Raw genomic sequence first — 15,015 nt, 5'->3', positions numbered from 1 at the left:
AACTCCTTATGGAATCTTAGATAGGATGAGAATTTATTGGAAAACCTCAACTTTTGACGTTTGATAAAATCTAACATCACTGAAAATATCTGTCCATTGAACATCATCAACAAATCGGTTTGGGTAAAATTGTTGTAGTAAGCCAAGTGCGCCTATAGCTGATAAAGTACGATGTGGATGTAATGTTAACAGGTTTTTAGAATTTAATTTTAAGTATGATATTACACAATCTGCGTGTCGGTTTACTGCTTGTAAAATCTCATCCGCTCTGTAATTTGGGACTAAGGTTGACATATATTTGAGGGCGTAAAGTGCATCCAATTCAAGATATGTCATTACATTAATTAAATTGGGTTTAAGAAGCCATAGGCCATTTGATAATTGTAAGTCAAGGACACTATCTATAACCTTTTCAGGAACAGGAAACTCTCTGTTCAGATGTTGATATAGAGGTAAAATGTGGACACTTCCTCCTAAGGGTTGATGTCGGTCGGCATGCGGGACTCCTTTTTTCCACCAGCCAGACTGCTCATCAATATTATTATTTAGCCAATTAAAAACTGTTTCCTTCCAAAGATCACTACATTTTGCGCTCATACTGTAGCAATGCATTCCTCCCCAAAACAAGTGAGAGGCTGTCCACTGATTTACCCAATCAATTTTTTCTAGCCAAGGGAAAATTTTATCTACAGAACTAAATTCTTCATATAGTTTTACCGGATATTTCTGTTTTCCTCCTAGAACACCGAGTGCCCCAATGACCATACCATTGGCGTGATGAACTGAATGGCCAAATATATCACCATAACTTCCATCAGTGGGTTTACCATGAAAATGATTCGCAAATGAATTAATATGATCTATCCATTGCTTCCTTTGTTCATGAGTTAATGTGATCATTAAGTCTTCACCCATTATTGTTCTCATTATAGCAACATCGCATGAAGAGTATAAATCCGGACGTTTACCCAACCCACTGCGGTAACTACCGTATGGACCATTTTTATCCAATATTGCTTCACAATGCTTCAACATATCCTTGCGTATTGATGACAAGTCTAAAACGCTGGCTTGTGATTTTCCAAAGGTTTGATTCGGAATTATGGCGGTTGCCGTTACAGCTGATATCGTTTTAACAAAGTTTCTGCGATCCATGAAGAAATGATTTATGTTCGTGTGTGGTCTTTGAGTTGCCTGTAGAAGACCAACAAATAGTTAATTTTTAAAAGCTAAGCTAGTGTAGTGCTTTGCGAAAAAAAACAAATTGTTATTCTTTTCTCTGACAACTTCATGACGTTGATAACCCATGAAGTATAATCCTGATTTAAAAGATTAAGTTTAGGATTGTAGTAAACATCTCTTCAAAATCGTATTTTCACGACATTCATAATTAAATTATCAGGAATGAAAATCAAAAAAATCCTGGGTAAGGTTCATTTGTACATCGGGCTTGTTGTAGGAGTGTTGTTTGTTGTGATTGCATTGTCAGGAGCCATCTATACCTGGGCTCCAGAAATTAGCAGGTTTATTTATAATCAAACGGTAGAACCCAGAGATGAACCATTTATTTCAGTAGCCACCATCAAATCAACTATTGAGAGGGAATTTCCTCAAGGAGATTTCAGAACTGCCTTTTTTCGGGACAAGTCCAGTACCATTCAGGTATTGCTGTATGGCCAGGGAACGTATTACCATGCTGAACTAAATCCATACACTGGCGAATGGATTCATTTGCAGGATATGAACAGAGGATGGTTGAACTACCTTCGATCGTTGCACAGAAATTTGCTGTTGGGAGATGTTGGGAGAGAAATTGTACATTGGGTTACCCTGCTGACTTTGGTGATGATGATCACCGGAATAGTGCTCTGGTGGCCTGTCAACAAAACAGTAAGAAAACAAAGGTTTACTATTCAAAAGACTTCTTCTGGTAGAAAGCTGAATTATGATTTACATAGTGTAACAGGGTTTTATGTTACTTGGATTTCTGTTTTTAGTGTGGTCACCGGATTGTTCTGGGGATTCAAAGCTGTGAAGGATACTTTACGAGAAGTCACAGGAGAAAACGAATTGGTCTATGACAAACCAATGTCGGACGAAACGGGTTTTTCAGAAGGATTTGATCAGATTAGGCTTGTGGATAGCCTGGCTCAGTCATTCAGAGGAAGGTATTCCAAAGATTTTATTAGAATCAGCATTCCTCATAAAAAAACAGACCCAATAAATGTGGCGGTTGTCAAACCTGATATGCTGACATATACCACCGATCATTATGTTTTTGATAGATATACGGGAAGGCCTATTGAAGGGAATTTCGAAAATGGGACTCATGCTAAGTCGAGTTTGTACCATACCCTTCACATGATGAACTACGATGTTCATTTCGGTACTATTTTGGGGTTGCCCGGAAGGATACTGATATTTTTGGCCTCTTTGGTTGCTTCATTGCTACCAGTTACTGGTTTTTTGATTTGGTATGGCAAATGGAAAAGAAAGGGTATATCCTAGTTAAAATGGTTTTGAATTTTCTGATATCATCTTATTTTTCTATAAATTAACAGAGAAAAAAGAACATGCCATGAAACACCAAATAAACCTTTTCCTTTTTTGTGCCATTTCCCTACTATTTGGCTGCAAAAACCAGAAGTCCGATGCTGTTGAAACTGAAACTACCGACTCGACAGAAGTAATGAAGACGACAGACTATACAGAAGCCATTCAGGGTGCCTGGACTACTTCGTACACCAATGAAAATGGTGAAGATGTGACAATAACGACTATAGTGATGGATGGATATATAGCAGAAACTTTTTACAACAAGGAAGCCAAACGCTTTGATGGGGCATTAGGAGGTTCGTGGACGATCGATGGCAATACTTTCAACCTGACTTTTGAGTTTGACACTACAGACAGTACTATGGTTGGGCAGACTGCTGGCTTGGTTTTCAACATGTCAGGTGATACTATTACGTTTGAGGGAGATGATAAAATCTGGAACCGAATAGATGATGGGAAACCAGGAGCCCTGGCAGGAGCTTATTTGATCACGGGAAGAAAGCAAGATGGCGAAATTTCCAAAAGGACACCAGGGGTTAGAAAAACAATGAAAATTTTATCAGGCACTCGCTTTCAATGGATTGCTTATAATACCGAAACTACAAAATTTTCGGGTACCGGAGGAGGTACCTATACCGCTAGAGATGGTGAGTATGTTGAGACTATTGAATTCTTCTCAAAGGATGGAAGTCGGGTAGGAGCAGTGTTACCTTTCAACTATGAAATAGTGGATGGAGAATGGCATCATAGTGGTTTGAGTAGCAAAGGTGATCCTATTTATGAAATATGGACACCACGTAGCATACTGGATGCAGCTAAAGCACAATGATACTATTCAGGTGTCCAAAAAATACAGTTGTTATAAAACTATCGAAATGAAAAAAATCAGGAAAGAAGATCTAAACCAAGAGGTTTACGATTTATTCGACAGTTATGTGCACAGCAAAATCGACCGAAGAAAATTTGTCAATAAACTATCTGCTCACGCTGTTGGTGGTTTAACTGTATCGTCAATTTTAGCCTTCCTTTTACCAAAATATGCCGAAGCACAACAAGTAAAGCCTGATGATGACAGGTTGAAATCTGAGTATAAAGAATATGATTCTCCTAAAGGAGCCGGGAAGATGCGGGGTTTATTGACCAGGCCAGTCAAAGCAGGTAATAAATTGCCGGGGATCATCGTGGTGCATGAAAACAGGGGACTAAATCCACATATCGAAGATGTAGCCCGAAGGGCGGCATTGGAAGGTTTTATTACATTTGCACCAGATGCGTTGTTTCCCTTGGGTGGTTATCCCGGCACTGATGACGAAGGAAGGGAAATGCAACGTAAAAGAGATAGAAATGAGATGTTGCAGGATTTTATTGCGGCTTATGACTACCTGAAGGAGCATCAGGAATGTAGCGGAAATGTAGGCGTAGTTGGGTTTTGTTTTGGAGGTTCCATTTCCAATAGTATGGCAGTAAATGTTTCTGATTTAAAGGCAGCAGTGCCTTTTTATGGAGGACAACCTGAATTAGCAGATGTACCCAAAATCAATGCACCATTATTGTTGCATTTTGCAGAATTGGATAAAAGAGTAAACGAAGGATGGCCGGAGTATGAACAGGCTCTCAAAGCGAATAAAAAGGACTATCAGGCTTTTATTTACCCTGGTGTAAACCATGGATTCCACAATGATACTACACCACGTTATGACGAAGCTGCTGCAAAGCTGGCATGGAAACGAACCATAGATTTTTTCAAGGAAAAACTAGGGTAGTTTTTTGTGGATTATGAAATATTAAATTCTTGGGAGTTTTTAAGTACGACTACTGATGTGTTTATAAATAGTCATTCTGTAGCGCACCTTGTACAAGGATAACGGTTATCTCCTTAACATCACTTCCAAAGCCCTTTGTTCAATTCCCTTTCCAACTTTGATTCTAAGTCATCTGGAATCAACGGAAAAAAGTCTAGTCCTGTAAACTCTTCGAGTTGGTCAATACTCATAGCAAAAGTCATGATGTCTTCAGAAGATTTTTCGTTTTTGAGTAGGAAACCAATGGCTTTTAATTCAGGTTCGTTGATGTCAAGAATAGCCTTGTAATAGTATTGTGGCACACTCACTTTGTTTTTGCCAATTTTGTCGGTTTTTTTATTGATATATGGACCTGTGACAATGTAAAGTGTATTGTTTTTCTTAGCCCATGTCCTGACCTGTTCTTCGAGTACTTTCCAGATTCCTCTGTTAAATCCTGGAACTTGTGGACTCATATTGCTCATGTAGAACGATTCGTCCATTCCCTCCTCAGTCCAGGTGAAATCAGCAGCAGGAGCAAGATGTCCACGGTCATATCCTGATTTTTTATAGTCGTCAGGGGTGGCGGATCCTGTAATGATATCCGGGTCTGATTTGAAGTTGTCTTTTCTTTGGAATTTGGCATTGTTGAGGTGCTCGGCTGTTAATGTGTAAGCCACCCAATTGGCTTGTTCGTATTTTTCATTGTATGAAAGGGTATAGTGTTGATGCTCCACGATGGCATCATTGGTAGTGTATGCCGGCCAGCTAAAGTCAAAGCTACTGGTATAATAGTATTTTTCGGAGTTGGAATATTCCGGTAGGTTTTTATTTGTTGTTTCTTTTTCAACCAGGCCATTGGTAGCTGAAATGTCAGTTGGGTCGATCTTCTTTTGTTCGGCAGTATTTGGTTTGGTTGTTTTCTGAGTCTTTTGATTTTGTTCGGTTTTGGGTTTTGGAGTTATCGTTTTGCTGCTTGAAGATGGTTTGTTGAGTACTGGTTCACCAGTAAATTTTCCTGTTTCATTTAAACCATAAAAGATTACCCCAAAAATGATCAAAAGAATAATGATTACTAACCATGGGTTGTTTTTACTTCCTTTTTTTGTTGAGGTTTTTTTCTTTGGTGCTGGTTTCTTTTTAGCCATTTGCTGATCAGTAAATCTTATGTAGGGACAAATCTATATAATTTGTATTTTTCTTTTTTCAGAATTGATGATGAGATTCAAATAGTTTTCTTGAATGCATATTACAATCAAAAACAGGCCTTCTTAGTTGGTTTTTAACTCAAAAACCTTTCAGACACAGTGGGCTCTTTTGGGTTGACGGAGTAATCGTAAAAACCATGTTTTGACTTTACTCCAAGTGCTCCCGCTTCCACCATATTGACGAGCAAAGGGCAAGGAGCATATTTTGAATTACCAAAACCTTCGTGCAACACCCTAAGTATTGAAAGACAGACATCTAACCCAATGAAATCGGCCAATTGAAGTGGACCCATTGGGTGAGCCATACCCAGTTTCATTACAGTATCTATTTCGTTTACGCCCGCAACATTTTCATACAAAGCATAAATAGCCTCATTGATCATTGGCATCAATATTCGGTTAGCTACAAATCCCGGATAGTCGTTGACTTTTACTGGTATTTTCCCCAATCTATTTGAAAGCTCCATTACAGTGTTTGTGGTATCTGAGCTGGTTGAATAGCCTTTAATTACTTCTACCAGTTTCATTACAGGCACAGGGTTCATAAAGTGCATGCCGATCACTTTGTCAGAGCGTTTAGTGATAGATGCCATTTTAGTAATCGAAATACTGGATGTGTTGGAAGCGAGAATACAGTGCTTTGGAGCATTCCTATCTATTTCACAAAAAATGTCAAGTTTTAAATCCAGATTTTCTGTAGCAGCTTCCACTATCAGATCGGCAATTTTTACACCGGAGGCAAGGTCTGTGGAAGTAGTGATTTTTGTCAGCGTAGAGAGCTTGTCTTCCCGGGAGATCAAGTCCTTGGCAATTTGTCTTTCCAGATTTTTGTCTATTATCAGCAATGCTTTGTCCAACGCAGTTTGAGAGATATCGATAAGAGTTACATTATATCCATTTTGGGCAAATATATGTGCTATGCCATTGCCCATAGTGCCGGATCCTATTACTGATATGTTGTTCATGCTTGGGAGTCTTTTTGGTAATTCGAAAAGCCTATATACAACACATCCCCTGCAAAAAGGGGATGTGTTTCATTTATTTTGTTTCCTGCTAAATACAGAGATTAAGCATTAGTGCCTACATTGTTCAAGTCTTCAAAAGCACCTTTCAATCTTTCTACAAAAGAAACCTCACCTGCTCTTAACCAAACTCTTGGATCATAATATTTCTTGTTCGGTTTGTCATCTCCTTCAGGGTTACCAATTTGTGTCTGAAGGTATCCTTCATTCTTAATATAAAAGTTTTTAATTCCTTCCCACATGGCCCACTGCATGTCAGTGTCTATGTTCATTTTGATAGCACCATAAGAAATAGCTTCTCTAATTTCCGCACGAGTTGATCCTGATCCACCGTGGAACACAAAATTTACAGGGTTTTCACCTGTTCCGTATTTTTCTTTGATATACTCCTGAGAGTTCTTCAAAATAATTGGAGTCAATTTTACATTACCAGGCTTATATACACCATGAACATTTCCAAATGCTGCTGCAATGGTGAACTTATCGCTGATTTTACCCAATTCCTCATAAGCGTAAGCCACTTCTTCCGGTTGGGTATATAGTTTAGAACTATCAACATCTGTGTTGTCCACACCATCTTCTTCTCCTCCGGTTACTCCCAATTCAATCTCCAGAGTCATTCCCATTTTTGACATTCTCTCCAGATACTTTTTACATATTTCTATGTTTTCTTCTATTGGTTCTTCCGAAAGGTCAATCATGTGAGAAGAATACAATGGTTTGCCAGTTTTAGCAAAATGAGCTTCACTTGCGTCTAGCAAACCGTCAATCCATGGTAGTAATTTTTTGGCGGCATGGTCGGTATGCAAGATTACCGGAACGCCATATTTTTCGGCCATCAAGTGTACGTGATGTGCTCCAGAAACACCACCTGCAATAGCTGCTTGTTGGTTTTCATTTGACAACCCTTTGCCTGCATAGAAAGCTGCTCCACCGTTCGAAAATTGAATAATAACCGGAGAGTTCAAATCTCTGGCTGTTTCCAATACTCCGTTTACTGTATCTGTACCGATAACATTAACTGCTGGAAGTGCAAAATTATTTTTGTTGGCATAGTTCAAAAGCTCTGTTACTTCATCACCTGTTAAAACACCTGCTTTAAATTTCATGTTTAGTAAGTTTTTATTGTAAATAAGGTGGCAAATATAATTGTTCTGAAATCAATACAAGGGTTTCATTTAAATGAAATGAGCCATTTTAGGTTGATTTAGGACAAAAACTTGTTGAATGAGAAAAAATAACAGATCAGTAAAATATTGTTAAATAATATATCACTCAGTTTATTTTGAACAATGAGTGAGAACAACAATGTTTTATCAAATTTAAAAATTAAATTGATGGAGTGTTTTTAGAATTACAGTTCATCAAAATAGAGCATATCTCAAAAACCATATTTTTTTTCCCAAAATGAAAAAACAGTTATTTCTTCTTTGTTTTACGGTTTTTGCAGGATCAGTTCATTTGGTCAACGCACAGGCAGAATTTATTGAAATATCTGGTATCGTATTAGACGAAGAATCAAATAAGCCCATTCAGGCATGTAATGTTTTTGTAAGAAACAGAGATATAGGTACAGTAGCCAATTCCAATGGTGAGTTTTCTATTAAAATACCTGTGGAGTTTCTGGATAGAAACCTGGTCTTTTCGAATATTGGATATGAATCTTTTGAAGCAGGTATTTTATCGTTTAAAGAAAATGATAATGAAATTAAACTTAAGCCTACCATTATCATTATGGAAGAACTGGTGGTGCGAGAGGCAGAAAATATCCTGAGAACGGCATTGTCCAGAATACCGGAAAATTACTCTGCTAATCCGGAGTTGATGACTACATTTTATCGGGAAGTAATCAAGAAAAACAATGGATACGTGGATATTTCCCAGGGCGTATTGGAAGTTTTTAAAATGCCTTATCAAAAGCCTGGAAGAGACCAAATAAAAATTAACAAGGGATTTCGTAGTAAAGATTACAGAGCACAGGATACTTTGGTGTTTAAGTTGATGGGAGGGCCATATACTATGTTACTTTTGGACGTTGTGAAGAATCCGGGACTTCTTTTTGCTCAGGATGTCTTGAAATATTATGACTATGAGTTGTCTGATATTTTGGTGTTAGATGGAAAAAGGCACTTTGAAATATCATTTAAACCTAAAGATAGATATCTTTTATATACCGGAAAGATTTATATAGAGGAGAAGACATTGGCCATAAGTGAAGTCAGGTTTCATTATGCCGATGATATCGTAAAGGAGGCTGGAAAGTCATTGATAAGAGACAAACCAAGATTAGCTAAACTCACCCCACTACAAGTAACTTATGAAGTGAAATATAGAGAGTTTAAAGGAAGATGGTATTTGTACTATTCAAAAAATGAATTGAAAATAAAGTGCAACTGGAAGAAAAAGTTATTTAATTCTACATTTCATTCTGTTTCAGAAATGGTAATTACGGACAGGTATCTCATGGGAGTACAGCCGTTTGAGAAAAATGAAGTAGCCGAAACTGAAATGGTTTTTTCTGAGGAAGCTGCTAAATATTATGATGGTTCTTTTTGGGAAAACTACACCATCATAAAACCAGAAGATGATATAAAAAAAGCTCTTGAAAAAATCAAATCCAGGAAAGAAAAGCATTAAGCTCACATTTTAATACCGAAGAAATTTCACTTATTTATATAATTATATTTATAAATAAAGTAATTATATAAAGAATATTACTCGATATTTACTTTTTATCACTAGGTACTTGGCTTTGCAAGGTACTTTTGCCGTATAGGGTAGTGAGGTCAAAAAACTAAGGATAAAAGTGGTGGGAGTAATTAATTACTTCTACTGCTTTTTAAAAGTAAAAAACGCAAAATGAAAATTGAAAATACACAAGTGCAAATGCGGAAGGGGATTCTGGAATATTGCATTCTTAGAATCATTTCTCGTGGAGAGGTTTACGCATCCGATATGCTGGGAGAACTTACTTCTGCCAGGATCATAGTAGTAGAGGGAACACTCTATCCATTACTTACCAGGCTAAGGAAATCCGGTCTGGTAGATTACAAGTGGGTGGAATCGATCTCCGGACCGCCGAGAAAGTACTACACACTCACGGAAGAAGGAAGTATATTCTTAGGGAAATTAGAAGAAACCTGGAATGAACTTGCAACATCCATCAAGAAAATCTCTTCTAATAAAGAAAAAGAATCAAAAAAAACGGCCAAATAATATCTAACCTAATTAATTGGTAAGAGCCTTTACCAGCAAAGTATAAAATAGTACCGAAATGAAAAAGAACATAAGTATAAACATCAGTGGCATTATCTTTCATATTGAGGAAGATGGTTACAGTAAATTAAAAGAATATTTAGAGTCTATTAATTCTTATTTCTCACCATATGAAGACAGCTCTGAGATTATTGCGGATATTGAGAGTCGTATAGCCGAAATCTTTTTAACCAAACTGGATGAAGGCAAGCAAGTAGTGACCATAGATGATGTTGAAGCTCTGATAGCTACTATGGGTACTACAGCCGATTTTGAGGAAATTCATGAAGACGAAGATATTGTAGAGGAAGCAGAACCAAAAGGAAAATCAAAAAGTACTGAGGCCGATGAAGAACCAGTGGTCAAAAGGTTGTTTCGTAATGAAAAGAAGAGAATTCTTGGTGGAGTTGCCTCTGGGATAGCTCATTATTTTGGAATAGACCCGCTATGGATCAGACTAATCATATTGCTATTATTTCTTAATGTCCTTTTCGGTCCGATTAGTGGAGTAGTATTGATAGCTTATATCATACTTTGGATTGTGATTCCCGGATCTCATGATTTGGGGGAAGATAAAGATCTTAAAAAGATGTATAGAAACCCTGAAAACAGAGTGTTGGGAGGTGTAGCAAGTGGGATAGCAGCATATTTTGGTGTTGATACTACAGTGATTAGGCTGATACTTGTACTCACTGTTTTTCTTGGTGGCTCAGGGCTCATTTTATATCTTATTCTTTGGATTATTACCCCAGAAGCTAATACCATCACTGAAAAAATGCAAATGCAGGGAAAGCCTGTTACCCTCTCTAACATAGAGCACAACGTTAAAGAAAGTCTCAATGTTAAGGAGGGTGAAGAAAAACTATTTGTAAAAATCCTATTGTTTCCTTTCCGTGTGATTGCAGCTATTTTCCAGGCATTGGGGAAACTTCTCGGGCCGGCTTCAAGATTTATAGTAGAAGCTCTGAGGGTAATAGCAGGATTGTTTATTACTGGGGTTGGGCTGGCAGGTATGATAGGATTGATCGTTGCTACTTCAGTTGTCTTTGGTTTTATGTCAGGTTGGAGTAATTTGGTTAGTTTTCATGACGTACCTATAGAGTTGATCAGAAACAGTTTTCCAACTTTTGGATACATATCCATTTTTGGAGCGTCTTTTATTCCATTCCTGGGAATAGCCTTAATTGGTATTTCTATTTTGGTGAAGAAGCTGGTATTGAATGCTACTATGGGGTGGACGATCTTCGGTCTTTGGGTGTTAAGTATGATTGGAATTGGAATCTCTGTACCAAAAGTAGTAAGCGAGTTTAGTTCAGAAGGTGAATATAGGGAAACCAGAACGTATGATTTTACAAATAAGAATGCAATCTTAGGCCTGAAAGAAGCGGGAATAGAGGATTATGATATGGTGAATTTGAAGCTTAGGGGGCATGCAGACTCATTGTACAAGTTGGATATGCGCTATAAGTCTCGGGGAAATTCCAGAAAATCTTCTATTGAAAATGCGGAGATGATAAACTACAATGTAAGTGAAGAAGGATCAAATTTATATTTTGATTCAAATCTTTCTTTGGGGAAAAATGCTGTTTTCCGTGCTCAGGAATTAGCCATGACATTGTACGTGCCTTACAATCAGGTTTTTATAATGGAGGAAAATCTCAAGTACATTTTTAGTATCAGCCAGTATGGTTATAAGTATTGGCAAATGGACGCTAACAAGTGGATGTTTACTGAAAATGGTTTGGTTTGTATTACCTGTGAAGATGAACCTGAACCCTCACAAGGCAAAGCAGAAATAAAACATATAGATGACGACATGACTTTTGGTGAAGGACGGTTATTTGAATTGGAAGATTTTAAGGAAATTGAAGCTAAAGGAAATTTAAATGTTGTTGTGTCGAGGGAAGATGCCTATCATGTGGAAGTGAAAGGAGAGGATAAATACCTTGACAAAGTCTATGTGCGAAAAATAGGTGATGTACTCTCTGTAGAGTTTGATGCCGACAAGTTCAGGTATTTAAAGTCTTCTAAACAAAAGCCTGTCAAGGTTTATATTTCATTACCTGAATTAAAAAGCATAAAAGGGTCTGGAGTAACCAATTATGATATATCCGACTTTGAAACATCGGAATTCTATGCGAATTTGTCAGGTGCTTCTACTGCCGATATCAATATTAAAAGTAAAAATATTGAGATGAAGCTTAGAGGAGCTTCTTCCGTCAATTTATCAGGAAATACAGATTCGTTCGAAGCAGAGGTTTCCGGAGCATCCAGCTTAAGGGCTTATGACCTGACTACAAGGTCGTCAAGCATAGAAGCTTCGGGAGCATCATCGGCTAAGATATATGCCAGAGACAAGTTGTATGTAGAAGCCTCTGGCATGAGTAGTGTCCACTACAAAGGGAGTCCGGAAGTCTCAGTAATAGATGAAGATGGATTGAGTTCGGTAAAAAAAGACGATTAGAAAAAAGTAATGATAAAAGAAAGTCACTTAAAACCCGCTAATGGCGGGTTTTTTTGTGTTTAAATACCTGTAACTTTGAATAGGTTTGAAAAATATACAGGGTATGCAACCTTTTCCTACTCTTTGTCATCTACCCATTGAACCGCCTGATAATGACGATAAAAATTGAAAGTCAAGACACAGATGAGATCATCAAGGGATGTCTGAAAAGCGATAAAAAATCGCAAAGACAGTTATACGAGATGTTCGCTCCACTTATGCTCTCAGTTTGCAGAAGGTATATCTGTGATTTTGATTCAGCGCAGGATGTCATGATCAAAGCCTTTATGGTTGTATTTGACAAGCTCTCGCAGTTTCGTCATGAAGGTAGTTTTGAGGGATGGGTGAGACGGATCATGGTCAACGAATCTCTGACCTGGTTGAGAAAAAATAAATCTATGTATCTGGAAGTGGAGATAGAATCAGCCGATAAGGAAATAGACTTTGAAGTTGTTAGTGCTCAACTCAACGTAGAGGATTTAATGGCACTGGTTTATGGCTTACCGAGTGGATATCGGACAGTGTTTAACTTATATGCAATAGAAGGATATTCCCACGCAGAGGTAGCCAAACAATTAGGTATCAATGTGAATACCTCCAAATCTCAGTTGAGTAGAGCCAGAGTACTGTTGCAGAAGAAATTGGCAGAGCTTGAGAAAATAGCAGACCCGAAAAAAATAGAAAATGGAAAGTAATAAGATAGATCAACTTTTTAGAGAAAAACTGGCATCCGGTACATCGACCCCAGACCCACAAGCCTGGAACGACCTGGAAGCACTTCTCGATAAAAAGAAAAAGAAAGCTACATTTTGGTACTTCAAAATTGCTGTATCAATTTTATTGATTTTGGCTTGCGGCCTGGTGACTTACCAAATATTTTCTGGTGAAGAAGAAGTCATGTCTATAGTACAAGTGGATATTGATTATCGTGAAATGGAAACGCAGCAAAATGACATTGTTGAGTTGGATAAAAATGCAATCAAACCACCTGAATTGCCAACTGATGTCAATATTGAACAATTGGATATTCCAGATATTCTGAAAAATGAGACATTAGCATTGGGTAGCGAGGAACAAAATTCAGATTCGATTGAAGAACATAAAAAAGACAATTCAAGGTTTTTGGAAGCAGACGAAGACATTGTTCCTGACCTAATGCTTGTTGACCTTCAGGAGGAAAATGGTCTGGATGATCTGTTAGTAGAAGCGGAAGAAGAGCAAAAAATTGAGACACGAAAGCATTCAAAATCGGTAACCATCACATACAAAGTTTCTAAAAAGAAAGTAAATCCTCACAGGGTAGTGATTATAGCCAAGCTGGACACAACAAAAAGACGGAGGCCTGATTTGAGAGATATTTTAAGGTTTCCGGGCCACTTGCTTGCCGATGTACGGGATGCAAAAGACTACATATTCAATCCTAAAAGTGATATGAATAAAACAAAATCAGAAAACTAGAAATACAATTAATTCAATAATACGATGAAAAATATTTTATTCATTGCCTGCTTTTTTATTACCTGTCTTAGCAATTTGGTTGCAAAAGATGTCATGATGCAACGGACAGATACGCTTATTATCGAGTTGGGTAACAACAGTAAGTTGATCATATATGTGGATAATCAGGAAGACCTCAAGTCTTTAGAAGAATTTGACATCAATGAAATGATTCGTGAAATCAACCTTAATATTGATTCTGCAGGAGATGATGGATTGGTTCAGATTACTGATGATTCCGGAGAACGTTTTTTGAAAGATACTGTCATTACAGTGGATAAAAGGGCAGAAGTAAATCCTGTGGTAGTACCACCAATTGAAACAGTGCCGGTTTCTTCAGCAAAAGTCCTCAATATCAATGACCTTAACTCTCATGATACCATTTCTGCCGTATTGTCTAATGGAGAGCAGGTGAGGTTGACTTTTACTGATAAGGAAGAAGAAAAACCAATAAAAAAATGGAAATCGGATTATAGAACCAGCCGCTTGAGCCATAATTATTTCGCTGTGGATTTTGGGTTGAATAATTGGATGGAAGATGGAAATTTACCTAGTGGAGAAGACAAACTATATACCATAAAACCTGTAGGTTCCTGGTATGCGGGAGGGAGATATTTTAGAAGAATAGCTGTTGGAGGGCCTCTTTTCGTTGATTTTGGAGGAAGTGCCACATGGTACAGTTGGAAATTTGAAAACAAAAACGTGAGGGTATTAAAAAATCCGAATGAAGTGCAATTCATTGAGGACACAGAAATAGAGGGAATAAAAAGTAAACTTTCTGTATCCTACATCAACCTTGAATTGATTCCCACTTTTGATTTTTCTTATGGTAAAGAGAGAGTAGAAGATCCGGAATCTAGAAAGCGCAGATACACCAAGCATATTCGCCCGAATGGTTTTAAAATAGGTATAGGTGGTTATGCCGGATACCGTTTGGATAGCTGGACTAAGAATGTATATAAGGATGCAAATGGTGAGGAGAAAAAAGACAAGGAAGGAAGCACTTTTTATATCAACAATCTTCGATATGGTGCACGGGTTCAAATAGAGCTGGATTATGATTTCAGCCTTTTTTGCAACTATGATTTGAACACTGTATTTGTGGAAGACAAAGGGCCAAAACTAAATGCTGTAAGTTTTGGAATTACTTTAGAATTATAGAATGAGCTTTAGCTATCGGGATGTTTAAGCTA

General features: G+C 37.6%; 13 protein-coding genes. 9 read left to right on the top strand and 4 right to left on the bottom strand.

All coding sequences use genetic code 11. The annotated features are described in order from the left end of the window. Positions 1-33: 33 nt before the first annotated feature. On the bottom strand, positions 34-1,155 hold the full coding sequence (locus tag AAOP42_RS22950) for a hypothetical protein (protein WP_349530932.1): 1,122 nt from the start codon (positions 1,153-1,155) through the stop codon (positions 34-36). Between the two features lie 249 nt (positions 1,156-1,404). Between AAOP42_RS22950 and AAOP42_RS22945 the strand changes: the two genes are divergently transcribed. The 3 genes from AAOP42_RS22945 (at position 1,405) to AAOP42_RS22935 (ending at position 4,319) form a co-directional block, all read left to right on the top strand. Then, a complete protein-coding gene (locus AAOP42_RS22945; protein ID WP_349530931.1) occupies positions 1,405-2,508 on the top strand; it encodes a PepSY-associated TM helix domain-containing protein in 1,104 nt (367 codons plus the stop codon). Positions 2,509-2,578: 70 nt separating this feature from the next. Beyond that, the gene (locus AAOP42_RS22940) at positions 2,579-3,385 is read left to right on the top strand and encodes a membrane or secreted protein (RefSeq protein ID WP_349530930.1); all 807 of its coding nucleotides are present in this window, start codon (positions 2,579-2,581) and stop codon (positions 3,383-3,385) included. Between the two features lie 46 nt (positions 3,386-3,431). Next, the gene (locus tag AAOP42_RS22935; protein ID WP_349530929.1) at positions 3,432-4,319 is read left to right on the top strand and encodes a dienelactone hydrolase family protein; all 888 of its coding nucleotides are present in this window, start codon (positions 3,432-3,434) and stop codon (positions 4,317-4,319) included. Between the two features lie 119 nt (positions 4,320-4,438). Here the strand turns inward: AAOP42_RS22935 and AAOP42_RS22930 are convergent, their stop codons facing one another. From AAOP42_RS22930 to fbaA, 3 genes are all read right to left on the bottom strand, one after another. Next, the gene (locus AAOP42_RS22930; RefSeq protein ID WP_349530928.1) at positions 4,439-5,485 is read right to left on the bottom strand and encodes a DNA/RNA non-specific endonuclease; all 1,047 of its coding nucleotides are present in this window, start codon (positions 5,483-5,485) and stop codon (positions 4,439-4,441) included. Positions 5,486-5,619: 134 nt separating this feature from the next. Next, a complete protein-coding gene (locus tag AAOP42_RS22925) occupies positions 5,620-6,510 on the bottom strand; it encodes a 3-hydroxybutyryl-CoA dehydrogenase (RefSeq protein ID WP_349530927.1) in 891 nt (296 codons plus the stop codon). Positions 6,511-6,611: 101 nt separating this feature from the next. Then, entirely contained in the window at positions 6,612-7,676 is a 1,065-nt protein-coding gene (gene fbaA / locus AAOP42_RS22920) for a class II fructose-bisphosphate aldolase (RefSeq protein WP_349530926.1), read from the bottom strand. 298 nt (positions 7,677-7,974) lie between these two features. On the opposite strand from fbaA, the gene AAOP42_RS22915 reads away from it, so the two are divergent. The 6 genes from AAOP42_RS22915 (at position 7,975) to AAOP42_RS22890 (ending at position 14,983) form a co-directional block, all read left to right on the top strand. Beyond that, on the top strand, positions 7,975-9,204 hold the full coding sequence (locus tag AAOP42_RS22915; RefSeq protein ID WP_349530925.1) for a carboxypeptidase-like regulatory domain-containing protein: 1,230 nt from the start codon (positions 7,975-7,977) through the stop codon (positions 9,202-9,204). A 222-nt stretch (positions 9,205-9,426) separates the two neighbouring features. Continuing rightward, entirely contained in the window at positions 9,427-9,783 is a 357-nt protein-coding gene (locus AAOP42_RS22910; RefSeq protein WP_349530924.1) for a PadR family transcriptional regulator, read from the top strand. 58 nt (positions 9,784-9,841) lie between these two features. Beyond that, positions 9,842-12,286 carry a PspC domain-containing protein gene (locus AAOP42_RS22905; protein WP_349530923.1) on the top strand — a complete coding sequence of 815 codons (2,445 nt, stop codon included), beginning with the start codon at positions 9,842-9,844 and terminating at the stop codon, positions 12,284-12,286. A 152-nt stretch (positions 12,287-12,438) separates the two neighbouring features. Then, a complete protein-coding gene (locus AAOP42_RS22900; protein WP_349530922.1) occupies positions 12,439-13,020 on the top strand; it encodes an RNA polymerase sigma factor in 582 nt (193 codons plus the stop codon). Then, positions 13,010-13,783: a hypothetical protein gene (locus tag AAOP42_RS22895; protein WP_349530921.1), complete on the top strand. Its 774-nt coding sequence runs from the start codon at positions 13,010-13,012 to the stop codon at positions 13,781-13,783. The genes AAOP42_RS22900 and AAOP42_RS22895 overlap by 11 nt, the downstream gene beginning before the upstream one ends. 24 nt (positions 13,784-13,807) lie before the next feature. Beyond that, positions 13,808-14,983 (top strand): hypothetical protein, encoded by a 1,176-nt coding sequence (locus tag AAOP42_RS22890; RefSeq protein ID WP_349530920.1) that lies wholly within the window; start codon positions 13,808-13,810, stop codon positions 14,981-14,983. Positions 14,984-15,015 lie beyond the last annotated feature (32 nt).

The organism is Reichenbachiella sp. MALMAid0571, assembly GCF_040151475.1.
Classification (GTDB): Bacteria; Bacteroidota; Bacteroidia; order Cytophagales; family Cyclobacteriaceae; genus CAXBNB01.
Note: the sequence above shows the minus strand (reverse complement) of the source record. Positions and strands in the feature narration are given on the sequence as shown.